The 24245-nt window shown below is 30.8% G+C and carries 22 protein-coding genes; 12 read left to right on the top strand and 10 right to left on the bottom strand.

Annotation, left to right across the window (positions count from 1 at the left end; translation table 11 throughout):
• Positions 1-5: 5 nt before the first annotated feature.
• Positions 6-1142, bottom strand: coding sequence for an ATP-binding protein (locus ACTF56_RS00240; protein WP_438964893.1), 1137 nt, complete (start codon positions 1140-1142; stop codon positions 6-8).
• Between the two features lie 197 nt (positions 1143-1339).
• On the opposite strand from ACTF56_RS00240, the gene ACTF56_RS00235 reads away from it, so the two are divergent.
• From ACTF56_RS00235 to ACTF56_RS00215, 5 genes are all read left to right on the top strand, one after another.
• Positions 1340-3262 (top strand): SPOR domain-containing protein, encoded by a 1923-nt coding sequence (locus tag ACTF56_RS00235; protein ID WP_438964892.1) that lies wholly within the window; start codon positions 1340-1342, stop codon positions 3260-3262.
• A 182-nt stretch (positions 3263-3444) separates the two neighbouring features.
• Entirely contained in the window at positions 3445-4635 is a 1191-nt protein-coding gene (locus ACTF56_RS00230; protein WP_438964891.1) for a phosphoglycerate kinase, read from the top strand.
• Positions 4636-4690: 55 nt separating this feature from the next.
• On the top strand, positions 4691-6202 hold the full coding sequence (locus ACTF56_RS00225) for a LysM peptidoglycan-binding domain-containing protein (protein ID WP_438964890.1): 1512 nt from the start codon (positions 4691-4693) through the stop codon (positions 6200-6202).
• A gap of 22 nt (positions 6203-6224) precedes the next feature.
• Complete coding sequence (locus ACTF56_RS00220) at positions 6225-7205, top strand: DUF4837 family protein (protein ID WP_438964889.1); 981 nt, start codon at positions 6225-6227, stop codon at positions 7203-7205.
• 81 nt (positions 7206-7286) lie between these two features.
• Positions 7287-7730 carry a GNAT family N-acetyltransferase gene (locus tag ACTF56_RS00215; RefSeq protein ID WP_438964888.1) on the top strand — a complete coding sequence of 148 codons (444 nt, stop codon included), beginning with the start codon at positions 7287-7289 and terminating at the stop codon, positions 7728-7730.
• Between the two features lie 6 nt (positions 7731-7736).
• Here the strand turns inward: ACTF56_RS00215 and ACTF56_RS00210 are convergent, their stop codons facing one another.
• The 9 genes from ACTF56_RS00210 to ACTF56_RS00170 all read right to left on the bottom strand — a co-directional run bounded on the left by ACTF56_RS00210 (position 7737) and on the right by ACTF56_RS00170 (position 15715).
• Entirely contained in the window at positions 7737-8732 is a 996-nt protein-coding gene (locus tag ACTF56_RS00210) for a Gfo/Idh/MocA family protein (protein ID WP_438964887.1), read from the bottom strand.
• 12 nt (positions 8733-8744) lie between these two features.
• On the bottom strand, positions 8745-9569 hold the full coding sequence (locus ACTF56_RS00205) for an OmpA family protein (RefSeq protein WP_438964886.1): 825 nt from the start codon (positions 9567-9569) through the stop codon (positions 8745-8747).
• On the bottom strand, positions 9569-11200 hold the full coding sequence (locus tag ACTF56_RS00200; RefSeq protein WP_438964885.1) for a S41 family peptidase: 1632 nt from the start codon (positions 11198-11200) through the stop codon (positions 9569-9571). Before ACTF56_RS00200 ends, ACTF56_RS00205 begins: the two co-directional genes overlap by 1 nt.
• A gap of 72 nt (positions 11201-11272) precedes the next feature.
• Positions 11273-11644: a ribonuclease P protein component gene (gene rnpA, locus ACTF56_RS00195; RefSeq protein WP_438964884.1), complete on the bottom strand. Its 372-nt coding sequence runs from the start codon at positions 11642-11644 to the stop codon at positions 11273-11275.
• A gap of 140 nt (positions 11645-11784) precedes the next feature.
• Positions 11785-12360 (bottom strand): PhnA domain-containing protein, encoded by a 576-nt coding sequence (locus tag ACTF56_RS00190; protein WP_438964883.1) that lies wholly within the window; start codon positions 12358-12360, stop codon positions 11785-11787.
• A 9-nt stretch (positions 12361-12369) separates the two neighbouring features.
• Positions 12370-12864 (bottom strand): DUF6646 family protein, encoded by a 495-nt coding sequence (locus ACTF56_RS00185; protein WP_438964882.1) that lies wholly within the window; start codon positions 12862-12864, stop codon positions 12370-12372.
• 42 nt (positions 12865-12906) lie between these two features.
• Entirely contained in the window at positions 12907-13635 is a 729-nt protein-coding gene (locus ACTF56_RS00180; protein ID WP_438964881.1) for a metallophosphoesterase family protein, read from the bottom strand.
• Positions 13628-14776 (bottom strand): ATP-binding protein, encoded by a 1149-nt coding sequence (locus ACTF56_RS00175; protein ID WP_438964880.1) that lies wholly within the window; start codon positions 14774-14776, stop codon positions 13628-13630. The genes ACTF56_RS00180 and ACTF56_RS00175 overlap by 8 nt, the downstream gene beginning before the upstream one ends.
• Positions 14777-14845: 69 nt before the next feature.
• Positions 14846-15715 carry an aldo/keto reductase gene (locus tag ACTF56_RS00170; protein ID WP_438964879.1) on the bottom strand — a complete coding sequence of 290 codons (870 nt, stop codon included), beginning with the start codon at positions 15713-15715 and terminating at the stop codon, positions 14846-14848.
• Between the two features lie 185 nt (positions 15716-15900).
• On the opposite strand from ACTF56_RS00170, the gene ACTF56_RS00165 reads away from it, so the two are divergent.
• The 7 genes from ACTF56_RS00165 (at position 15901) to ACTF56_RS00135 (ending at position 24241) form a co-directional block, all read left to right on the top strand.
• Positions 15901-16905: an AAA family ATPase gene (locus ACTF56_RS00165; protein ID WP_438964878.1), complete on the top strand. Its 1005-nt coding sequence runs from the start codon at positions 15901-15903 to the stop codon at positions 16903-16905.
• 81 nt (positions 16906-16986) lie between these two features.
• Positions 16987-17850 (top strand): DUF58 domain-containing protein, encoded by an 864-nt coding sequence (locus ACTF56_RS00160; protein ID WP_438964877.1) that lies wholly within the window; start codon positions 16987-16989, stop codon positions 17848-17850.
• 216 nt (positions 17851-18066) lie between these two features.
• Positions 18067-19725, top strand: coding sequence for a hypothetical protein (locus tag ACTF56_RS00155; protein ID WP_438964876.1), 1659 nt, complete (start codon positions 18067-18069; stop codon positions 19723-19725).
• A 2-nt stretch (positions 19726-19727) separates the two neighbouring features.
• Entirely contained in the window at positions 19728-20732 is a 1005-nt protein-coding gene (locus ACTF56_RS00150) for a vWA domain-containing protein (RefSeq protein ID WP_438965146.1), read from the top strand.
• Positions 20733-21773 (top strand): VWA domain-containing protein, encoded by a 1041-nt coding sequence (locus tag ACTF56_RS00145; protein ID WP_438964875.1) that lies wholly within the window; start codon positions 20733-20735, stop codon positions 21771-21773.
• A complete protein-coding gene (locus tag ACTF56_RS00140) occupies positions 21766-22458 on the top strand; it encodes a tetratricopeptide repeat protein (protein ID WP_438964874.1) in 693 nt (230 codons plus the stop codon). Before ACTF56_RS00145 ends, ACTF56_RS00140 begins: the two co-directional genes overlap by 8 nt.
• A gap of 7 nt (positions 22459-22465) precedes the next feature.
• Positions 22466-24241, top strand: a complete 1776-nt coding sequence (locus ACTF56_RS00135) for a BatD family protein (RefSeq protein ID WP_438964873.1) — start codon at positions 22466-22468, stop codon at positions 24239-24241.
• Positions 24242-24245: the final 4 nt, after the last annotated feature.

The raw sequence follows: 24245 nt of genomic DNA, 5'->3' as shown, positions 1-24245 counted from the left end.
CTGTTTTATTTCTTATGAATCAAACGGGTTAATTTTATCGATAAGTCGGTAAGAATTATTTTTCCGTTTCCATTGCGTTCAATATGGTAAATGGCATCCGAAATTTCTTTAAATATTTCTTCAATGTTAGCACCATTAACAAAAGGAGCTAGTTTATCTAAAGAAAATCCTTCTAAACCAGCATCTAAATACACCAAATCTTTGGTATTGTAATTAGCAAGTAACGCTTGTCGGAAAAAATGAATGCAATAATTCAAAAATTGCTTTTGAACATCCCTTGAATAAGAGGCTATTTCTTCACCCCAAGCAATTAAACTTAAAATTGCTGCAGCATTTCCTTTGGCACTATAAGCAGTTCTTACCCATTTTATAAACCATTCTTCAAATTGTTTTTCGTCATTTTCTTGATGTGCTAGTTTTAGGGCTTTATTTACATCACCTTGTGCCAAATGAACCGCTTTTTTAGCTATTGAAGCATCTACAGCATTGTTAACTAAAAAAGCCTCTATTTCGGCATTATTTGGCTTATTGAACTCAATGACTTGACATCTAGACAGAATGGTTGGAATTATATCCTCTAATTTTTCAGTTATTAATAGAAACACTGTTTTTTGTGGCGGTTCTTCTAAAAGCTTTAAAATTTTATTGGAGGAAGAGGTGTTCATTTTATCAGCCATCCAAATGATCATTATTTTATAACCACCTTCATAGGATTTTAATGCTATTTTTTTTAAAACACTCTGAATTTCGTCTACTCCTATCTGACTTTGCTTTTTTTCTAAACCTAAAAAATCAAGCCAATCTTTTAAGGAACCAAATGGATTATTCAATACAAATTCTCTAAAAGAAAGTAAATAATCATCACTAATGGCTTTTTTAATTTTTTCAGTGTTAATGACAGGAAATACATAGTGAACATCAGGATGTGCTAGTTCAATTACACGATTTGACCTGCTCTTTTCTAAAGAGTTTTCAACATTTTTGTTGTGATTGATTATGTAATCTGCATAGTAAATGGCAGTATTTAACATGCCAATTCCTTCAGGGCCAACAAACAGTTGAGCATGCGGTATCCTTTGATTATCCACACTTGAAACAAGATAATCTACTAATTTTTTATTACCAATTACACTTTTAAACACTGTTCGGATGGTTTTATTTTATATTTTGTTTATAACAACTTAAAAATTGTTGATAACTACTTTTTTGGTGTTGATAAATCACGTTTGGTTATTGATAATTTAGTAATGTGAAAAATAGCTCACAAAACAAAAGACTTTATTAACACTTTTTACGTTATTAAATTCAGTTTGTCGTTAAATTGTAAAATACTATTGTTATGCTAAAAAAATCTTTCCTTTCCGTATTAATGATTGCAACGTTTTTTGCATCAAATATTTCGTTAGCACAATTACCAGTCCCTTTTAAAGTTAGATATCAATCTTATGTTAAAGGCGATATGACGGTAATTGCAAATAACATTGTAAATAGAAAAGATTATTCTGGCGCTCCAAATGTTCCATATAACAACGCAACAAAAACAGCAAAACTTAACGATGAATTTAAAATGTACTATATCGATATTGATAAAGACTTTTCAACTTTCAGTTCAAGTGCTGCAACTTTAAATCTTAAAAACAGCCCAAATAAAAAAATAGTATATGCAGGTTTATATTGGTCTGCAACTTACAAGTATAATTCAGGTGTAAGAAAAAGTCAGAACAAATTTAAAGCTTTTGATAAAAATAGAGAAGCTTTTGATGAAATAAAAATAAAACTTCCTAGCTATGATACTTATGTAGACATCAAAGGGGAAGTAATTTTTGATGGAATCAATAAAAAAGGTTTTGATGAAAGCGCTCCTTATGCGGTTTATGCCGATATTACTTATTTAGTTAAAGATTTAGAAGATCCAACAGGAGAATACACCGTAGCAAATATTAAAGCGACTCAAGGTGAAATTGAAGGTGGAGTTTCTGGAGGTTGGACTATATTTTTTGTTTATGAAGATGAAACTGAAACTTCAAAGTTCATTACCTCTTTTGATGGTTTTGCAGGCGTAACAGACAAAGATACAGATATTTCGTTTACTGGATTTAAATCATTACCTGAAGGTAAAGTAATTGCAAAGTTAGCTTGTGCTGGTTTAGAAGGTGATAATAATTTATCTGGTGACCAACTTCAAATTAAATCAGAGTTCACAGAAAAATTCACATTATTAAGCAATTCGTTAAAACAAGAAAATAATTTTTTTAACAGTAACATTGTTGTGGAAGATGAGTTTTTTACACTTAGAAATCCAAACAGTAAAAATACTTTAGGGTACGACACCAGTTTAATAACAATAAATAATCCTGATAATACGGTTATTCAAAACAATACAGACGAAGTTACTTTAAAATTGAAGACAGTTGGTGATAGATATTTTGTATTTTTTAACGCCTTTAATATTGAAGTACAACTTATTGAAAATAAAGAAGATAATACTATAGTTTCAAACAATAAGATTAATAAAAAGCCCGAAATTAAAGAAACGGTAATCAAAAAAGAAATACCAACAACTAAAGAAACTGTGGTATCTAATACAAGCAACAACAAAAAGCCTTTAAAAGAAATTTCTAATGTGGATAGTGCTACTGAACGACCAATATTATCTGCAGAAATTGAAGCAACAAATAAAAAAGTTTCTATTGCTCAACCTACAGTAAAACCTATAAAAGCTCCAGAAGTTAATCATCCAAAGGTTAAGACAACAGTTACTTCAAAAGAGAAACCGCAAGTAAACCCAATAGCTGAAGCTAAAGCAATTACAAATAACGCATTGTTAATTAGCGAAAATTTAAGTAGAGTAGCTCAACAAAAATTTGGATCAAAACCTAAAGTTACGGCGCTTCTAGGTCCAACAGTTGAGATTGACGACATGGATGAAGGTTATTACGTAGTCGCTGGAGTATTTGGAGTTCATTCCAACGCCGTAAGATTTACCGCAAAATTAAGAAGTATGGGTATTGATGCCAATTATTTCATAAACCCAAAAAACAATTACAGATATGTTTATGTAAGCAAACACAACAATTGGTCAAGTGCATGCAGCTTGTATTATTCCAATGTTGAGGGAAAATATTACAACGACATTTGGATAATGCCTATAAACACAATAGGAACACAAATCACAGATAATACAAAAGTAATTTTACAAACAAAACCTTTTTGTCCCAAACAACTCATGGTCGCATTAAAAGTTGAGGAAGAACTCAGCTAAAAAAATTAAATTACTTTTAAAAAAAGACTCAGGAATGGGTCTTTTTTAATTTTCTTTCATTCTAAATTAATATTAAATATATTTGCAAAATAGCATTGTAAAATCACTAATAGAAAATAAGTAGAAACCAAAATTTTATATAAAAGCTATACCAAACAATACCATTAAAAAAAAACAGATACATGAAAACACTAGACACTTTCGATTTTAAAAATAAAAAAGCAATTATTAGAGTAGATTTTAATGTTCCTTTAGATGAAAATTTTAAAGTGACAGATGCAACTCGTATAGAAGCTGCAAAACCAACTATCGATAAAATACTTAATGAAGGTGGAAGTGTAATTTTAATGTCGCATCTTGGAAGACCAAAAGGTAAAGAAGACAAGTATTCATTAAAACATATAATTTCTAAATTAGAAGAAGTTTTAGAAAGAAATGTAATTTTTGCAGAAGATTGTATGGGAGATGAAACCGCTATTATTTGTCAAAACTTACAAGAAGGTCAAATAGTTTTATTAGAAAATTTACGTTTTTATGCTGAAGAAGAAGCTGGAAATGAAGATTTTGCTAAAAAATTAGCCTCTTATGGCGATATTTATGTTAACGATGCATTCGGAACAGCACATAGAGCTCATGCTTCAACAACAATTATCGCAAAATTCTTTCCAACACATAAATGTTTCGGATTTTTATTGGCTAAAGAAATTGAAAGCATAAATAAAGTTTTAAAAGATTCTCAAAAACCAGTTACTGCTATTTTGGGTGGCTCAAAAGTGTCTTCTAAAATAACAATTATTGAGAACATTTTAGATAAAGTGGATCATATGATTATTGGTGGTGGAATGACTTATACTTTTATTAAAGCTTTAGGTGGTTTTATTGGAGACTCTATATGTGAAGATGATAAGATGGAATTGGCATTAGAAATTTTAGAACAAGCTAAAGCCAAAAATGTACAAATCCATATTCCAGTAGATGTAATTGCTGCCGATTCTTTTTCAAATGATGCCAAAACACAAATTGTTGAAGTAAATAAAATTCCTGACGGTTGGCAAGGCTTAGATGCTGGTCCAAAATCTTTAGAAATTTTTGAAGAGGTAATCCTAAAATCAAAAACAATTCTTTGGAATGGTCCAGTAGGTGTTTTTGAAATGCCTTCTTTCGAAAACGGAACTTTACGAGTGGGTCAATTTATTGGTCAAGCTTCTAAAAATGGTGCTTTTTCATTAGTTGGTGGTGGTGATTCAGTTTCTGCTGTTAAACAATTTAAGCTAGAAGACGAAATGAGTTATGTTTCTACTGGTGGTGGTGCCATGTTAGAAATGTTAGAAGGAAAAACATTGCCTGGAATTCAAGCAATTTTAGAAGACTAAATACTAATTATTAGATTTTTAAGTTATCCTTTAAATCTATTAAAAAATTTAAAAAATGAAGATTAAAAAATTTCTGTTTTTACTAGTTCCTATTGTAGCTTTTGCTCAAGAAAGTACAAAAAATAATTTTGTGGAACCAGAATTTATTAAATTATCCTTTTTAGATTCTATTAAAGCTACTTTTAACGATCACAATACGAGTAATTGTATAGACGATAGATGGTTGCAAGAATTAACTAATCAACAACCATTCAATGAGTTATATAACGATGTTTCAACTTTAGATATAGATGAAACCGTAACTTTTGACCTGTCTACAGAATTATTAAAAAAACGATTAAAAAAATTAGATGATAAATCTCCTTTTAACATCGAATACAATGCAGCTTTAGAAAATGTAATCAAATCTTTTCTTAAAAATAGAAAAGGAGGTTTTGAACGATTAATGGCAATATCAGAATATTATTTTCCAATGTTTGAAGATAAATTAGCCAAATACAATGTACCTCTTGAAATAAAATATTTAGCAATTGTAGAATCTGCTCTTAATCCAAAAGCAAGAAGTAGAGTAGGTGCTTCAGGTTTGTGGCAATTCATGTATCCAACAGGAAAACAATTTAATTTAGAAGTTACTTCTTATATTGATGAACGTTTTGATCCACTTCAAGCTACAGAAGCTGCTTGCCAATATTTATCAAGTCTTTATCAAATTTTTGGAGATTGGAGTTTGGTTTTAGCTTCTTATAATGCTGGACCAGGTAATGTTTCAAAAGCCATCAGACGTTCTGGAGGAAGTCAAAACTATTGGAATATAAGAAAATATTTACCAAGAGAAACAGCTAATTATGTTCCTGCTTTTTTGGCTACATTTTATATTTATGAATATCATAAAGAACACGGCTTAAAACCAAAAAAAGCGCATACAACATATTTTGAAACCGATACTATTCGAATCAAAAAGGAAATGACTTTCAAGCAAATTGCAGACCTTTTTGATGTTCCTGAAGATGAGATTTCGTTTTTGAATCCCATTTACAAACTAAATATCATTCCTTTTGATGAAGACAAACCCAGATTCTTAAGATTATCAAAAGACAAAATAGGTGTTTTTGTTTCCAATGAAGAAAAAGTATATGCGTACATTGATTACGAAAAAAACAAATTAGAAAAAGACAGTTCTACTTCAGTGGCTTCAACTTCAGTTGAAGAACCCAATAGTTCTGAAGCTTCTCCAACTTCGAAACCAACCTACCATAAAGTAAAAAGAGGAGAAAGTTTAGGTTTAATTTCCCAAAAATACGATGTATCTGTATCAGATTTAAAAAAGTGGAACAACATGCGTTCGAACACCATCATGTACGGACAAAAACTGAAACTTTACGGAGTTGCCTCACAAAAAGAAATTAAAAATACTTCAGGTCAAATGACCTATGTAGTTAGAAATGGTGATAGTTTATACTCAATAGCTAAAAAATTTCCAGGAGTTTCTGCCGAAGATTTAAAAAAATGGAACGGTATTAGTGGTGATACTATTAAACCCGGAATGAAATTAAAAACCAAAGGGTAAAATCACAAAAAAAACGCACAAAATGAAAAAGATTTTCTTATTAATTATTGCAACGCTAGTTTTATATTCATGCAACGAAACAACTAGTACCAACAAGTCTAATGTAGGAGATTCATCAGGAAATATCAATAATGTTTCTGTATTTATTGACGATCAACTTTGGAATAGCGAAATAGGAGATTCCATCAGAAAAAAATTAGCCGCTCCAGTAGATGGATTGCAAAATGAAGAGCCTCTTTTTAACATCAATCAATATCCAACAAAAATTTTTGACGGATTTGTTAAAAAAGGGAGAAACATCATCTTCATTCAAAAAGGTGAACAAAACACTTTTTCTGCTCAAAAAGACACTTACGCAGCACCACAAAATTTATTTGTAATTTCAGGTAAATCAGCGGCAGACATTATTACTGTTTTTGAAAATAAGGCAGATGAAATAATTACTTCAATTAAACAAGGAGAAATTAAAGAAAATCAACGCCGTATGAATAAGTCATTGGTTGATGATGCACAATTAGAAAAGCTTTTTGGTCTTAAAATGAATATTGGTTATGGGTATAAATACGATATGGTTAAAAAAGATTTTGTTTGGCTAAGAAAAGAATTTACTTCAGGTTATAACAGTATTTTAATTTACACAGCGCCAATTGCTGAGGTTGAAAAAGACGGTGAAATTACCCAAAACATCATCAATTTAAGAGATACCATCGGAAAACAAAACATTCATGGAGTGATTGATAACACTTGGATGGAAACTGACAAAGCTTATCCGCCTTATTTGTTTGAAACTAAAATAAATAATAAATTCACTTACTTGTCAAAAGGGGTTTGGTATCTTAAAAACGATTTTATGGCTGGTCCATTTGTAAATTATGCCATAAAAGATACTAAAAACAACAGATACGTTATTATTGAAGGATTTACTTATTTACCTGCTAAAGCTAAAAGAGATCACGTTTTTGAATTAGAAGCAATAATTAATTCGGCCAAAATTATAAAATAAACTGTTTTTTTTCATCATATAAAGAGCAATGAAACTCGTTTTTGAAATTGGTTTATTTGCTCTTTTTTAATTTTATTTATCATGCTTACCTTTAAAATAAAGCGATTTAACGAACTATCTTTACAAGAGCTATATAAATTATTACAATTACGAAGCGAAGTCTTTGTAGTGGAACAAAATTGCGTTTATCAGGATGTTGATGGCAAAGATGAGAAAGCACTTCATGTGTTAGGTTTTTTTGAAGACGAATTAGTAGCTTACACCAGATTATTTGATAAAGGATATTATTTTGAAGAAGCTTCTATTGGTAGAGTAGTGGTAAGTGAAAAAGTAAGAGCAAAAAAATTCGGTCACGAATTAATGAAAGTTTCTATAGCAACCGTAGAACAAGAATTCAAAACTTCAGAAATAACCATTTCAGCTCAAGAGTATCTTAAAAAATTTTATGAAACGCATCAATTTGAACAAACCAGCGAAATGTATTTAGAAGATGATATTCCTCATATTCAAATGAAAAGAAAATAATTGTTCTTAAGACAAATTACCTAATATTTTATCCATAACCCAACTGGTGTGCAAACCACTAAAACCACTTGAAGGATGGGTATAATTTTCTTCCAAAAGATGTTTTTTTAGGTTTTCCACATGAGGCATTTGAACGTGTTTGGGATGCTCAATAAAAAGTTCCATAGTTGTTTCGTTGGTTTGTAAAGTAATAGCATTTTCTTCAAAAACCGAAAAAGTAATTTTACCTTTACTTCCTATAATTTCAACAACATCCTTGTGTTCTGATGCTCCAAAATTCCAATTACCGGTTCCAGTTACTCCGTTTTCATGAATCCAACAGGCTACAAAAGCATCTTTGGCTTCATATAAATTTTGTTGGTTTAAGCTAATTCCAAAGACATTTTTAATAGTTCCTAAATGATGTATGAACAAATCTAAACCGTGACTTGCTAAATCATCAAAATAACCACCTGGAGCGATTTTTGCATCAGTTCTCCAGTTGTAGGTTTCGGCTAAATCTGTGGCACTTGGAGGTTTACAAAATTGCCAATTGATGGTTCGAATTTCACCAATTTTATGCTCTTTTAACCAAGTATTTATTTGTTCAAAACGTGGTAAAGATCTTCTGTAATAGGCAGTAAAAAGAGGTATGTTTTTGTCTTTGAAAGTCTCGTAAATTTTTAAACTTTCAGCATAGGAAGGTGTTAATGGTTTTTCTATGCAACAAGGTTTTCCTGCAGCTGCTACTTTTAAAGCATAAAGCAAATGAGTATCTGGTGGCGTGGCAATATAAACAGCATCAATTTCTGGATCGTTAATTAATGCATCGGCTTGGGTATAATATTTCTCAATTTGATGTCTTTGGGCATAGTCTTTAAGTAAATTCAAATCTCTTCTCATTACAGCTTTTAATTCAAAACCTTTGGTTAATTTATAGGCTGGTCCACTTTTAACTTCTGTAACATTACCACAGCCAATAATTCCCCAACGCACTAAACCTGATTTTTTAAGATGATCCATAATTGTTTAAAATTATTCCACTTTTGTAATTACCAATTCTACCCTTCTGTCTAATTCACTAGCTTTACCTAAAGGTCTTGTATTGCCATAACCGTTATAAATCATTCTTTTTGCATTAACTCTTCTTGAAATCAGATATTTATATACAGCTTTTGCTCTATTAACAGAAAGTTCTCTTTTTTTGGTAGCAATATCTACAGCTTCTTTTTGAAACTCAGGCGTACAACAAACATGTCCTTGAACTTCCAACTCAATATTAGGATATCTGTGAAGTCTGATGGCAATTTTATCCAATTCTTTTTTGGCTGAAGTTGTTAATTTGCTACTTCCTCTATCAAAAAGAACTTTGTCTAAGGTGATGACATCTCCAACAATAACATCTTTTTTTAGCATGGTATAATTTTCGGGAGTTGTTCTTTTTTCTTTTAAAAGGGGTTTAAAATTAATTAAGACATCAACCCTTCTGTTTTTAGACCTTGCAGCAGGAACGTTACTTTCTAAATCTTCATCAATCAAAATTCTTCCTTTACCTTCTATCGAGATAATTACTTTGTTTTTAACGCCATATTTATTCAAACTATCTTTTACGGTTGTAGCTCTTTTGGTAGATAGATCGTAATTGTAAGCATCTTTTCCTCTATCATCACAATAGCCAAAAATTTGTACACTTTCTACTTTACTAGTATCAATAGTTGCAATAAATGATTTGAATATTTTTTGTTGATCTTCACGTATATCAAACTTATCAAAATCAAAGAAAATGGATTGAATAGCTTCTTCTTCTTGTGCATAAGAAATGGAGATAGTAAGTAACAAAAGGTATGTTAGAAAACGCATTATTTTTTTAGAATTTTGTTGTATTCTGATGTGTTATTAAGAATAGAAATGGCTTTTTTAATTTCTAAATTATTTTTAGTATCGTATTCAAACAAACCTTCTTTGTAGGCAAATCGGGTGATGATTTCATCGTTAATTTTCCCAATAATTTCGGTTTTATTTTTGTCCATTTCCTTTTCATTGGCTTTATCAATAGCAGTTTTTAATCCATTATATTCGGATTGAATGGTAGCATCAATATTTTCAGTTTTAGCAACTTCTAAAACATTTAATAAAGCTTTTTCGGTTTCTGTATTGAGTTTATATTCGTTCTTTTTTACAAATTGTTTGAACGAGTCAAATTCATTAGAAGTAAAAAGTGCATTGGGATTGTTTTGATTTTTATAATAAAATTCAGTTACAAAATTAAAAATAGCATCATTAGCTTCTAAAGATTTTGAAACTGTTGAAGGTTTTGTTTCCACAACTTCCACATCTGGCAAAACACCACCACCATCATAAACTACTCTTCCTTTTTTGGTTTTGAAAGCATTAAAGTTTTTAGAATCGGTACGAATGGCTTTTCCGTTTTCGTCTTTTTGAGAATAATCTAAAGCCTGAATACATCTTCCTGAAGGCGTATAATATTTTGAAATAGTGACTTTTACTTGTGTTCCGTAAGATAAATTTAAAGGTCTTTGTACTAATCCTTTTCCAAAACTTCTGTTGCCAACAATAACCGCTCTGTCTAAATCTTGTAATGCTCCAGAAACAATTTCGGAAGCCGAAGCACTTCGACCATTAACAATAATTGCTAAAGGAATTTCTAAATCTACAGGTTCAAATTGCGTTTTGTAAGTATTGTTGTGTTTTTGAACTTTTGATTTTGTAGTAACAATAATTTCGTTTTTTGGAACAAACAAATTACAAATATTTACAGCTTCACTCAATAAACCACCAGGATTTCCTCTTAAATCTAAAACAATTTTTGTTGCTCCTTGTTTTTTCAATTCCAATAAAGCTGCTTTTGTTTCAGCGCTGGCTTTTTCAGTAAATTTAGACAATACAATGTAGCCAATAGAATCATCTAGTAATTTAAAATAAGGAACGGCTTTTATTTCAACTTCATCTAAAATAATGGTTCCATTCATTTTTTTACCTTGACGGAAATAAACGATGTTCACTTTTGAGTTTTTGGTTCCTTTTAAAAGTTGTGAAGCATCATCTTTAAAATCTTTTAGTACTACATCATCAATTTGAATAATTTCATCACCTGCTTTTAAACCTGCTTTATCTGCTGGAAAATCTTTATAAATTTCTTTTAAAATTACTTTGTCGTCTTTGCGAGTAATCATCGCTCCAATTCCAGTATATTCACCCGTATTGTTTATTTTGAATTTGATTACATCTTGCTCATTAAAAAAAACGGTGTAAGGATCAAGTTCCTTTAACATGCTTTTGATACCTTTATCCATCAAATCGCCTGGATTGGTTTCATCTACATAATTTTGGTTGACAGTTTTAAATAAATTGGTAAATATTTCAATTTGTTTGGCAAGTTCAAAAAAATCGCTTTTAAAACTCACACCAACAAACAAAAACACAATACCTATGATAGGAAAAATAATTCTTTTTCTAAAAAGAGACTTCATAATGTTTGAATTAAATAAAAAGGAACTACGAATGTAATTAATTATATGCAAAAAGTAAACCAAAGTTAGGTTTTACTTAACATTTTCAACAAATTTTTGGAACAATTGAATGGTTTTTTCATTAATTTCTTGATGCGTTAAACGATCTTTAGATTGATAAAAAAACATGAAAGCATAAGGTTTTTCAAGATGATTTGCTAAAATGTGTTTGTTTAAACGATAACATTCGCGCAAAACACGTTTAAAATAATTTCTGTCTACTGCTTTTTTGAAATATTTTTTAGAAACCGAAACACCCATTTTAATTCGCTCAGATTCTTCTAAACGATTTTCAACAAAAACCAATCGCAATGGATATTTAGAGACCGATTTACCTTCACTAAACAGAACATTTATTGTGTTTTTGCTTTTTAGCTTTTCATTTTTGGGATAAGTAAATTCCATAAAGCAAAGGTATAATTTTTTTTAACGCAAAGTGTTTTTAAGTCTTTAGCAAAGTAAAATTGGTTTAAACAAAGAAAAGAAAAACCTCTCAAAGGTTAAGTGCTCTTGAGAGGTTGAATAAAAAATTTATATCAAATGATTTATTTTGTCTTTTTTACATATTGGGTTAAAATAACAATGTGTTGATTTTCAACGCGTCCTTCAATGTGTTCCGCATTATCCCAAACCAATTTAATGTTGTGAACAGCAGCTCCACGTTTTGCTGTAAAGTTAGCTCCTTTAACATCTAAATCTTTAATTAAAACAACCGAATCGCCATCGTTTAAGACATTTCCATTGCTGTCTTTATGAATAATTTTACCTTCATCGTCATCCGCTTCACCAGTAGCTTTGGCCCATTCCAAAGCATCTTCATCAAGATACATCATTTCTAACATATCCATATTTTTTAAACGGGCATGCATTCTCCAAGAGACAATTTGAACCGGAAGATTTTCATTCCACATGCTATCACTTAAACCTCTCCAATCGTTAGCATCAGTAGTTTCTGGATGTTCAATTTGATCTTTTAGTTTTTTAGTGATTAAAACGCAATTCTCAGGAATATCTTCTGTTTTAGGTTCTACTAGATATACTACTAAATTTTCATCACTTCCACTAATTTCACACACCGAATTACTTCGGTCTTTTAATCTTTTTTCGGTAACTATACTCATTTTAATATTTTATAAATTGAAACTAGCTCCAATGTTAAAAGTAAATTGATTGTTGTATTTATCAAAACCCACTAAATTATTTTTATAGCTCGCAATAGGAAAACCCACTTCCGAATACACCCCGAAACCATCCGTAAAGAAATAACGAGCTCCAACATGACCTCCAAAATTTCTTAGTCCTAAACTCAATCCAGGATAAACATCTAAGGCATCATTAATGTTTAAAACACTTCCAATATTCGCATTAAAACGAAGTCTTAAATCTACTCGGTCTTCAAAATCAGGTTTAACATCTGCTATTCTATCAGCATTTAATAAGTAAGTTGCCGCAAAACCATAAGACATATTTTCACCTAAACCAAAATCGGTAGTAACATTTATACCAGTTCCTCCATTTTGCATGTTAGCTCCAACTTGAAATTTTGCATCTCCTTTTCCAGAAAAAACCTGAGCATTTACTGTAAAAGTTACCAAAATAATTAAAAATGTAGTAATTTTTTTCATGATGTAATGTATTTAAATTCGATACAAATATAAAAAGATAATTTAATTACGGCCTGTTTCGTTAGGATACAATTCAGGCAAGGGATCACTTTGAAAAAATTCTTTGGTATTAATGTTCAAAATGGTTAACGAACCCAGAAAAGCGGCTCCTGTATCAACATTCCATATACAAGCCTTTTGAACCGGTATTTTTTGATTGATTTTTGTGGTGGGTGTGTGCCCAATAAAAATTTCTTTATACAATTTTAAACGACTGGGATACAAGTCACTTTCAAAAGGAATGTTTCCATCTAAAGCCAAAGCCATTTCCCATAAAGTTCTGTCCCAATAAAAAAGCGGTTTAAAAAACTCAAAGGCAACTCCTTTTAAATTAGTAAATCCAGCGTGAATGAACAATCGGTTGGCATCATCAAGATGATAAGGCTTTAATCGTTCTAAAAAAGCGATGTGATTTTTTAGGGTCATTTCATCACAATTTTGATAAGCTTCTACGGTTGATTTTCCACCATGTTTAAACCATTCCTCGTTGTAAGTATTCGTTTTCAAATAGTTGAGTAACAAATCATCATGATTACCTTTTATAAAAATACAGGAATGTGTATGTTCTAATGCCATTAAAAAATCTAAAACTTGTGGTGATTCGCTCCAACCGTCTACAAAATCACCTAAAAAAATTAAAGTGTCATTTCGGGTAATTTTTGCTCTTTCTAAAACTTGTTTCAAAGCCTTTAAACCACCGTGAATGTCACCAATTACAAACGTGTTATTCATTTTTATTATATTTCATTTTTCTCAAAACCCGTAAAGCTTCTTTAAAAGCAATGTAAACTTCGGAATTTTCAAAATGTTTTAAAACTAATTTGGCATCAATTAACTTTTGTTTAGCTTCATCAAAACCATTCAAGTAACAAATCATTAGAACCGACGGAATATTTTCAACATCTTTTTTTTCTTGAGAAGTTAAAGAGTTTCCCTTATTCATTTTCTGAATTAACGTTAAGGTAGCATTGTAAATGTGATACAACATTTTTCTGTTGTATTGTGGTGGTTCAAATAAAAATTCGGTATCCATTTTATAATAGCCATTATCAAAAAAAGTAATCTTTAATTTTTCTAAAGGATAATAACTGGTTTTGTCATTCAAACCCAACTGAACATATTCAATTATTGTAAAAGATTCATTATCAAAAGATATGCTTATTTCATCTAAAGCAGAATAAAATAATTTTACTTGTTCGTTAACCAATTCAATATCAACTCTTGAATAATAAGTTTTGTCTTTTACTTTTTTACGATTTCCTGCCCAACAAACCACAAAAAGTTCCTTAAAAACTTTATATTCTGAAGACAAATCTTTGTGTGTAATATTTATAAAGTTTAAAACACTTTCCAAGGTGTATTCAATATTGTTTCTCGAATTATTTTCAATACTGATAACGGTTTCTGTATTTAATTTTGAAAACGAAACCTTTTCTTCTGTTGGCATTGTATTACTTCCTATTCTTATAAAAGTAGAATTGGCCAAAATAGTATGAATATTTTTTTTGAACTTAGAAACCTTTCCATTTGGTTTTATGCTAACTAAACCCACAACTTTATCTATTGGCAAATTAGGAAAAGGTACATTTTCATATTGAATTTTTGGCGGATTTTCAAGATAAGCATTCACCAAATTTTGAATGCGACTGTCATCAAAAAAATCATCTCCAACAATTTCATTGGTTTCATCTTCAACACCAACTACAATAAATGAAGTGTTGGTGGGATTGGAATTAGACAAGGCACAAATGTGTTTTAAAAATTTAGCTTTTCCTTCTTTTGTATGCAAATTCAGTTGACGCTTTTTGTCATAAAAACTGTTCTCATCATTGTGAGCCAATAAGTTTTTAATGAGCAAGCGTTTGTTAATCATATTTTTTATTATTAAATCATAGTTATAACCACTAAATTTTGCCTACAACTACTGAACAATGACTATTTTTTACGGAACTTCATTTCCTTGACTTTCGGCCCAAATGCTAAACCAATCTTCTCTTTCAAGTTGAAGGCTTAATGCTTTATTTAACTGAGGAATTCTAGTAATATTAGTTGTTCCAACAACTGGAATCGTGTTCGATGGATGTTGTAAAATCCAAGCCAATAAAATAACGTCTGAAGAAACTTCATATTTAATGACTAAGTTGGTCAACAATTTTTTCAACCTTCTTGTTTGTTCGGTATTTTCTTTAAAAACAGCACCTAAAGGATTCCATGCCATTGGTGTTATTTGGTTGCTTTGCATATAATCCAAACTTCCATCCAACATTGCTTCAAAATTGGTAGCTGAAAATTGAATTTGATTGTAAGCAATGGGTACACTTTTTTGAAGCAACTCACTTTGAGAATTGGTAAAATTAGAAACTCCAAAAGAACGTATTTTGCCTTCTGATTTTAATTTTGTTACGGCTTGAGCCACTTCGTCAGGTTGAAGTAGTGGACTTGGACGGTGCAATAAAAACACATCCAAATAATCTGTTTTTAAGTTTTTTAGAGAGTTTTCTGCACTCCAAATGATATATTCAGCACTGTAATCGTAATGCTTTATTTTATAATTTCTAGCATCAGAAATAAGTTTTATACCGCATTTTGTAATCAACTGAATAGAATTTCGGTCAATTCCAGATTTTGAAAAAGCTTTTCCAAAAGCAGCTTCTGTAGTGTAACCACCATAAATATCTGCATGATCAAATGAAGTAATATTTTGATTTAGAAATGAATTTATTAATGAAATCATTTCGAGCTCGTTGAGGTTTTTATCCCAAATGCCCCAATTCATAACTCCAGCTACAATAGGTGAAAGTTTTGCATTCATAAAGTGTATGTATTAAAAATTTTCTTAAAAGTAAAAACAATATCATAAATCATTGCCAAAAGGGTCAAAATCTTATTACTTTTAACGCAATGTTAACAACAATAAACTAAAAAAAATCACAATTTTGAAATGTTAAAATTTAAAAAACATTTAAACGACACATAGCGTACTAAATTAATAATAAAATGGAAGAAAACATAACAACAGTAGACATAAGAGCTATTAATGAAAAGATTGAAAGAGAAAGTGCTTTTGTTGATTTGTTAACTAGAGAAATGAATAAAACTATTGTGGGTCAAAAACACATGATAGAACGATTGTTAATTGGATTATTAGGGCAAGGACATATTTTGTTAGAAGGAGTGCCTGGCTTAGCAAAAACATTAGCAATTAATACTTTAGCTCAAGCCGTGGAAGGTTCGTTTAGTCGAATTCAGTTTACACCAGATTTATTACCTGCAGATGTTACCGGAACCATGATTTATAACATGAAGCAAAATGAATTCTCAATTAAAAAAGGACCTATTTTTGCCAACTTCGTATTAGCAGATGAAATTAATCGTGCTCCTGCTAAAGTACAATCGGCTCTTTTAGAAGCCATGCAAGAAAAACAAGTTACTATTGGAGATACAACGTTTACTTTAGACAAACCTTTTTTCGTATTAGCAACTCAAAACCCAGTAGAACAAGAAGGAACTTATCCATTACCTGAAGCTCAAGTAGACAGGTTCATGCTTAAAACAGTTATCGATTATCCAAAAATGGAAGAAGAACGAATCGTTATGAAGCAAAGTTTAGCGGGTAATTTTCAAAAAATTCAAGCGGTTATTTCAACAGAGCAAATTCTTCGTGCGCAAGAAGTCGTTAAGGAAGTTTACATGGACGAAAAAATCGAAAAATATATTTTAGACATCATTTTTGCCACACGTTATCCTGAAAAATATAAACTAGCCCACTTAAAACCGTTAATCAGTTTTGGTTCTTCTCCTCGTGGTAGTATTAATTTAGCAATGGCATCCAAATGCTATGCATTTATTAAAAGAAGAGGTTATGTAATTCCTGAAGATGTTAGAGCAGTAGTTCACGATGTACTTCGTCACAGAATTGGAATTACTTATGAAGCTGAAGCAGAAAATATTACTTCTGTAGATATTATTAATAAAATCATTAATGAAGTAGAAGTACCATAGTAGTAATTAGGAACTAGTAATTAGTAATTGGCTTTGTGCTTTCTACTAATCACTAATCACTATTTACTAATCACTAAAAAAATGGATACAAAAGAAATTCTTAAAAAAGTACGTAAAATAGAAATCAAAACCCGAAGATTGAGCGATCACATCTTTTCGGGAGAATACCATACGTCTTTCAAAGGAAGAGGAATGACGTTTTCTGAAGTGCGTCAATATCAGTTTGGTGATGATGTTAGAAATATCGATTGGAATGTAACAGCCAAATATAATGAGCCTTACATAAAAGTATATGAAGAAGAACGTGAACTAAACATGATGCTTTTAGTAGATTGTTCGGGTTCAGAAAACTTTGGAACGTCAAAGCAATTCAAAAACGATGTGGTAGCCGAAATAGCTGCAACATTGGCTTTTTCTGCCACAAATAACAACGACAAAATTGGATTGATTCTTTTTTCTGATGAAATCGAATTGTTTATTCCACCCAAAAAAGGGAAATCTCATGTTTTAAGAATCATTAGAGAACTGATCGAATTTCAACCTAAAAGCAAGAAAACAAATTTGTCCAATGCATTAAGGTTTTTATCTAATGTGATGAAGAAAAAAGCCATTGTTTTTCTAATTTCAGACTTTATGGTTAAGGATTATGATACAACTTTGAAAATTGTTTCAAAAAAACATGATGTAACAGGCATCAGAGTTTATGATAAAAGAGAAGAAACTATTCCTAACATTGGAGTAATTCCAATGCTTGATGCTGAAACCAATGAGTTGATTTACGTAGATACCAATGCCAAGAAAACCAGAAGCGATTATGAAAATCATTTTAAAGAACATGTAGCTTATTTTAAAGAGACTTTTTCAAAATCTGGTGCAGGAACCATCGACTCTAGAGTAGATGAGGATTATGTGAAAAAACTTTTAAGCTATTTCAAAGCAAGATGATGATAAATTTGAAGTTAGAAATGGGTTAAAAGGTTAAGTGTTTATAAGGTTAAAAAGGTATTCTTAAAGAATCTTAAAAACCCTAATGGTAATAAAATAAATATAATAGAGATGTTCTGTACTAAAGCCTAGGAATGTTTTATATTTAAATTAATAAAATTAAAAAAAACAAATCGTTATTTTCTATCCAATCGAATGAAAAACGAAAACATAACTATGAAAATGTTAAAAATGTTGCAATCAAAAATAGTAACGCATCCATCATCAATTGTATGGGTCGGTTTCCTTTTGTTTTGCAGTTTTGGTTTTTCGCAAACCCTTCAAACTTCTATTGATTCTACTCAAATAAAAATAGGCGCTCAAGTCAATTTGACTTTAAAAGCTAAGGTAAAGTTGTCGGATTTAGTAGTTTTTCCTGAACCTAAATATATAGGTAGTTTAGAGGTTTTAGAATCGTACCCAATTGATACCATTAAAAAAGATAACAATTTAGAACTAATAAAAAAATATGGCTTAACACAATTTGATTCAGGAATTTATAAAATTCCTCGAATTGCCGTTCAAATCAATAAAAAAGATGTTTTTTCGGATTCAACTTCCGTTCGTGTGAACGATGTAAAAGTCGATACATTAAAGCAACCTATGTACGATATAAAAGGGGTAATTGCAACTACCAAACAAAACAGCGATTGGTGGAAATATCTTCTTTATGTCATGTTTTTAGCTTTTTTAGGCTATTTGGCTTACATGTTTATTAAAATGATTTACAAATCTAAAATTGAAGCCGCTCAAAAATACACGTCTCCCATTGAAAAAGCCATTGCATTTTCAGAAGAACTAGAAAAAAAACAACTTTGGCAAAACGGAAACGTAAAAGATTATTATTCAGAATTAACCAATATTGTCCGAATTTATATTGAAGAGTCTATGGCAATTCCAGCCATGGAAAGCACTTCTTCAGAATTAATTGATGCTTTAATTGAAGAAACAAAAAACAAGAAAATAAAACTAAGCAATGAAACTATAAATCAGTTTTATTCGGTGCTAAAAAACGCTGATTTGGTAAAATTTGCCAAATCCAAACCCGTTCAAACGGAAATAGAAACAGATAAAAGCATTGTGGCTACTTTTATAATCGATTTAGAAAAAGCAAAACCAGAGGAAATTATTGCTCAAGAACAAGAAATTATAGAAAAAACCAGTGTTAAAAAAGTAGTTTCTCAAAAAAACAAGCGTTTCTTTTTAACTTCATTGATTATCATTCTATTTTTTCTAATAGCTTCTTTAACATTTGCTTTTACGCTTGGATATGATTTTTTGAAGGAAAATTTTATAGGCTATTCTGCCAAAGAAATCCTCGACACAGATTGGGTAACCTCTGAATATGGTGATCCAGCAATCAAGATTGAAACACCTAGGCCATTAGAACGCATTTTAGATCCTAATTGGAAAGACGCTAAAAAGTCAAATCCAATGAGTACTTTTAAATACGAAAGTACATTAAACGAATATGCCATTTATCTTACGACCTTAAAAATCGATCCAAATGATTCTATTTCTGAAATTATTCCTGATTTAGTAATTGAAAATCGAATCAAAAAAATGGAAACAGATGGTGCTAAAAACATTTTTACTCAAACCCAAAGTTTTGAGACCAAAACTAACAATTTAAAAGGTTTAAAAGCCAAAGGAAGCTTTACACAATTTGATAAAGAAGGTAAAAATCCCACAAAAAAGAAATTTGAAATAGTAGTTTTCAGACAATACAATGCCATTCAGGAGTTCTTCTTGATTTACAACGATAATGATAAAGATGCTCAAGAAATGATGGATAAAGTAATCAACTCAATCGAATTAAAAAAAACCAATTGGTAATGATGGATCAAATAACCTTTATGAGTCCTTATTTTTTCTGGATGTTCTTAACCATTCCATTGCTTGTATATTGGCATTTTTTCAATAAGAAAAATACAGAAGCAACTTTAAAAATGAGCGCAACAGCTGTTTTTAAAAACAACACAACACTACTTTCAAAATTAAAACCGTTTCTTTTTTATGTTAGAGTAATTGCTTTATGTTTTTTAATTATAGCGTTAACTAGACCAAGAATGGTAGATGCATCAGGTTCAGATGATGTTACAAGCGGAATTGATATTGTAATGGCCATCGACGTTTCTGGAAGTATGCTGGCAAAAGATTTAAAACCGAATCGATTAGAAGCCTTAAAAAAAGTAGCCTCAAAATTTGCTTTGGAACGCCCAAATGACAGAATTGGAGTAGTGGTTTATGCAGGAGAAAGTTATACAAAATCTCCAGTAACTTCCGATGATTTAGTCATTCAGGAAGCCATCAAATCAATTGAATACAATAATTCGATACTGCAAGACGGCACAGGAATTGGAGTAGGTTTGGCAACAGCCATCAATCGTTTAAAAGTAAGTAAAGCCAAAAGTAGAGTCGTTATTTTATTGACAGATGGTGTAAATAATTCGGGAACTATTGATCCTAAAATGGCCGCTGATATTGCCAAACAATACGGTATAAAAGTTTACACAATCGGAATCGGAACCAACGGAAGAGCTTTGTTTCCTGTCAGAAAAAATCTAGCAGGTGAATATGTTTTTGAACTAATGGATGTAGAATTAGATGAAAATTTAATGAAAACCATAGCACAAAAAACAGACGGAAAATATTTTAGAGCTACAGATAATGAAAAACTTGAAGCCATTTATAACGAAATCAATAAATTAGAGAAATCAGAAATTAAAGAAAATAAATTCACCAATTACTTAGAATTATATAGACCATTTGCTCTAATTGCTTTGGTTTTATTACTGATTGAAATAACATTAAGAAACACAATTTTAAAAGGAATTATATAAATGTATATATTAGAAGAATCAAAATATTTGTATTTATTGCTACTAATTCCAGTTTTAGTAGTGCTTTTCTTGTGGAATTGGTTTTGGAAAAAAAGAAAACAAAAGGAGTTTGGTGATGTGGAATTACTCAAAAAATTAATTCCCGATTATTCTCCAACAAAATCTGTATTGAAATTTGTGGTTTTTGTCATTTCACTGGCTTTAATCATTTATGCACTTTGCAATCCTAGATTTGGAAGTAAAATGGAAACGGTGCAATTAGAAGGAATTGATGTTGTTTTTGCAGTAGATGTTTCCAAAAGTATGTTGGCGAATGATGTAGCTCCAAACCGAATAGAAAAATCTAAACAAATTGTAAACCAAACCATTAATAAACTAAACGGCGATCGAATAGGAATTGTAGCTTATGCAGCAAGTGCTTATCCCATTTTACCCATAACTTCAGATTATAGCATGGGAAAAATGCAAATTCAAAACATGAATACCAACATGTTGTCTTCGCAAGGAACCGCTATTAACGATGCCATTAATTTAGCACTTACATTTTTTGATAAAAAGAAAAAGAGTAAATTAATTGTATTGCTTTCCGATGGTGAAGATCACGGAAATGATATGGACGATGCTATTAATGAAGCTAAAGAAAAAGGAGTCAAAATCGTAACTATTGGTTTAGGTACTGAAGAAGGAAGCACCATTCCGTTTTTAGAAAATGGAGTAGTAGTAGGCTATAAAAAAGATATTGACGGTGAAATTGTAGTTTCAAAATTAAATGCAGACATCCTTAAAGAAATTGCAAGTGATACTGATGGCAAATACATCAACGGAAACAATTCATCAACAGCCATAAAAAGCTTACTAAGTGCCATAAATGCAATTGAAAAAAACAAGTCCGAAAGCCAACAAATTTCTGAATACAAATCGCAATTTCAGTGGTTTATTGGCATTGCTTTTTTACTTTTGTTAATGGATATGTTCTTCTTAGAAAGAAAAACTGCTTGGTTTAATAAGTTAAATTTATTTAAAGAAAAAAATCATGAATAAAATCCTAACCTATTTGTTTTTATTGACATCCACTTGGGTTTTGGCTCAAGATGAAACCAATAATTTATACGAAGGCAATAAAGCTTATAACGACAAAAAATTCACTAAATCGGAAGCCAAATTTAGAGCTTCAACCAATACAAATAAAAGTTCAAAGGCCACTTCTTTTTACAATTTAGGAAACAGTATTTACAAAAGCAATCAACCCAATGAGTCAAAATACAGTTTTTTTCAGGCTACAGAATTGGCAAAAACTAAAGAAGAAAAACACAAAGCTTTTCACAACTTAGGGAATGCTTTTATGAAAGATAAAGACTATGCCAATGCTGTGGACAGTTATAAAAATGCTTTAAGAAACAATCCTTCAGACGAAGAAACGCGTTATAATTATGCTTTGGCTAAAAAAATGCTTAAAGATAATCCACCACCAAACAGTCCAAAAGACGAAGGTGATGGCAAAGACAGTGCTCCACAAGAAAACGACAACCAAAAGCAACCAAAGCCAAAAAATGATAACAGCGAGAAGGAAAAACAACAAGAAAATCAGCCCAAACCTTCAGGTCAAAACCAACAACAAATAGAAAGCATTTTAGAAGCGGTTAATAACGCGGAACAAGAATTGCAACAAAAAGTCAATTCAAGAAAAGAACAAAGAAGAAGTAACAAAAACGAAAAAGATTGGTAATACAAAAATGAAAAAGATTTTATTATTTTTTATTTTCACAATAACGTTAACTGTAAACGCTCAAGAAATTCAATTTGAGGCATCTACAGATAAATCTACTTATGCTTTAGATGAAAAAATCAGAGTCTCTTTTAGAATAAATACTGATGGCGACAACTTTGAACCGCCCACTTTTGAGGGCTTTAAAGTAGAAGGACCACAAATTTTCAAAGGAAATAGTGAATCCGTGACGGTTGTAAACGGAAGAGTAACCACAAAACGTTCTATTTATACCGAAAATAATTTCTTTTTAACGCCTAAAGCCAAAGGAAATTTTACCATTCAAGCGGCTAAAATTGATTACAAAGGCAAAAAATATTATTCTAAACCCATAACCATACAAATTACCGATTCCAGAACCAATTCCAATCCAAATGCATCAAATAACAACAGTCGACTGGTTGGAAATGGTGTTTTCTTAATTGCCGAAACAGACAAAAAAACAGCTTATGTCAACGAAGTAGTTAGTGTAATTTACAAAATATATTTTGATCCAACCACAAGTATTACCAATGTATTTGTTAATAAAGCACCAACCTTCAATAACTTTTGGAGTCAGTTTGAAAGTGATAACAATCCACGACCTTACTTAGAAGTTTACGATGGAAAAGAATATGGTGTTATAGAATTTAGAAAAGCACTTCTAATTCCACTTAAAGCAGGAAATCAAACTTTAGAACCATTAACGCTTAATTTAGATTTAAAAATTGAAGACCCTAATGCTGGTTTTTTCAATAACCGATACAGCATTATCAATCAAAATATAACTTGTAGACCAAAAAAAATTGAGGTAAAAGCACTTCCAGAAAATAATAAACCAGCCCAATTTACAAACGCTGTCGGAACTTTTGAGTTAAACGTGATTCCCAACAAAAAACAAATCAAATTTGGAGAATCTTTAGACCTAAAAGTAGAACTCATCGGAAAAGGAAACTTAAATTTAATCAATTTACCAAGAGTAGAAAACACACCTGAGTTAGAAATATTTGAACCAAAACATCAAGAAAACATCACCAGTTCTGTAGTTACAGGAATGATAGGTAATACCGCAGATATTTACACTATTGTACCTCAATCCAAAGGTAAAATGACTTTAAAACCCATTACCTTTTCTTATTTTGATACAGATTCAAATCAATACAAAACCATAACTTCAGATCCTATAACTATTGATGTTTTAGACGGTCCAGGATTAAGTAGCTTGGCAAATAACGACCAAGAAGAACTTAAAAAAATTAAAACCTTTCAGTTCATCAATACTACAACTGCATTTGAAAGCAAAAACAAATCCAATCCTTTTGGAAGTCCTTTGTACTATGCACTTTTATTAATGCCTCTTTGTTTTATTCCTGTGGCATTTGTTATAAAACGTAAAAAAGAAGCCGTTCAAGAAGATGTTGTAGGCTTAAAACTAAAAAACAAAGATAAATTGGCTAAAAAATATTTAAGCGAAGCAAAAGGAGCTTTAGGAAATGCCTCTTCGTTTTATTTGTCTATCGAAAAAGCTTTGCATAACTTCTTAAAAGCCAAATTAAACATCGAAACTTCTGAAATGGACAAAGAGAACATTCGCGAATTATTAATTCAAAAACAAGCCACTTCGGAAACCATAAATGCATTTATTGATTTGATGAAATCGGCCGAATTTGCCAGATATGCACCCTCATCCAGTCATTCCATGCAAACCGATTTTGATAAAGCCGTAAACGTAATAACTGATTTAGAAAAGCAATTGAAAAAGTAAACTG

Origin of the sequence: Flavobacterium sp., from assembly GCF_965657075.1 — a bacterium.
Classification (GTDB): domain Bacteria; phylum Bacteroidota; class Bacteroidia; order Flavobacteriales; family Flavobacteriaceae; genus Flavobacterium.
Note: the sequence above shows the minus strand (reverse complement) of the source record. Positions and strands in the feature narration are given on the sequence as shown.

Excerpts from the sequence above, each read along its gene's own strand:
- ACTF56_RS00235 (WP_438964892.1), top strand. The coding sequence starts at position 1,340 with ATGCTAAAAAAATCTTTCCTTTCCGTATTAATGATTGCAACGTTTTTT.
- ACTF56_RS00230 (WP_438964891.1), top strand. The coding sequence starts at position 3,445 with ATGAAAACACTAGACACTTTCGATTTTAAAAATAAAAAAGCAATTATT.
- ACTF56_RS00225 (WP_438964890.1), top strand. The coding sequence starts at position 4,691 with ATGAAGATTAAAAAATTTCTGTTTTTACTAGTTCCTATTGTAGCTTTT.
- ACTF56_RS00220 (WP_438964889.1), top strand. The coding sequence starts at position 6,225 with ATGAAAAAGATTTTCTTATTAATTATTGCAACGCTAGTTTTATATTCA.
- ACTF56_RS00215 (WP_438964888.1), top strand. The coding sequence starts at position 7,287 with ATGCTTACCTTTAAAATAAAGCGATTTAACGAACTATCTTTACAAGAG.
- ACTF56_RS00210 (WP_438964887.1), bottom strand. The coding sequence starts at position 8,732 with ATGGATCATCTTAAAAAATCAGGTTTAGTGCGTTGGGGAATTATTGGC.
- ACTF56_RS00205 (WP_438964886.1), bottom strand. The coding sequence starts at position 9,569 with ATGCGTTTTCTAACATACCTTTTGTTACTTACTATCTCCATTTCTTAT.
- ACTF56_RS00200 (WP_438964885.1), bottom strand. The coding sequence starts at position 11,200 with ATGAAGTCTCTTTTTAGAAAAAGAATTATTTTTCCTATCATAGGTATT.
- rnpA (WP_438964884.1), bottom strand. The coding sequence starts at position 11,644 with ATGGAATTTACTTATCCCAAAAATGAAAAGCTAAAAAGCAAAAACACA.
- ACTF56_RS00190 (WP_438964883.1), bottom strand. The coding sequence starts at position 12,360 with ATGAGTATAGTTACCGAAAAAAGATTAAAAGACCGAAGTAATTCGGTG.
- ACTF56_RS00185 (WP_438964882.1), bottom strand. The coding sequence starts at position 12,864 with ATGAAAAAAATTACTACATTTTTAATTATTTTGGTAACTTTTACAGTA.
- ACTF56_RS00180 (WP_438964881.1), bottom strand. The coding sequence starts at position 13,635 with ATGAATAACACGTTTGTAATTGGTGACATTCACGGTGGTTTAAAGGCT.
- ACTF56_RS00175 (WP_438964880.1), bottom strand. The coding sequence starts at position 14,776 with ATGATTAACAAACGCTTGCTCATTAAAAACTTATTGGCTCACAATGAT.
- ACTF56_RS00170 (WP_438964879.1), bottom strand. The coding sequence starts at position 15,715 with ATGAATGCAAAACTTTCACCTATTGTAGCTGGAGTTATGAATTGGGGC.
- ACTF56_RS00165 (WP_438964878.1), top strand. The coding sequence starts at position 15,901 with ATGGAAGAAAACATAACAACAGTAGACATAAGAGCTATTAATGAAAAG.
- ACTF56_RS00160 (WP_438964877.1), top strand. The coding sequence starts at position 16,987 with ATGGATACAAAAGAAATTCTTAAAAAAGTACGTAAAATAGAAATCAAA.
- ACTF56_RS00155 (WP_438964876.1), top strand. The coding sequence starts at position 18,067 with ATGAAAATGTTAAAAATGTTGCAATCAAAAATAGTAACGCATCCATCA.
- ACTF56_RS00150 (WP_438965146.1), top strand. The coding sequence starts at position 19,728 with ATGGATCAAATAACCTTTATGAGTCCTTATTTTTTCTGGATGTTCTTA.
- ACTF56_RS00145 (WP_438964875.1), top strand. The coding sequence starts at position 20,733 with ATGTATATATTAGAAGAATCAAAATATTTGTATTTATTGCTACTAATT.
- ACTF56_RS00140 (WP_438964874.1), top strand. The coding sequence starts at position 21,766 with ATGAATAAAATCCTAACCTATTTGTTTTTATTGACATCCACTTGGGTT.
- ACTF56_RS00135 (WP_438964873.1), top strand. The coding sequence starts at position 22,466 with ATGAAAAAGATTTTATTATTTTTTATTTTCACAATAACGTTAACTGTA.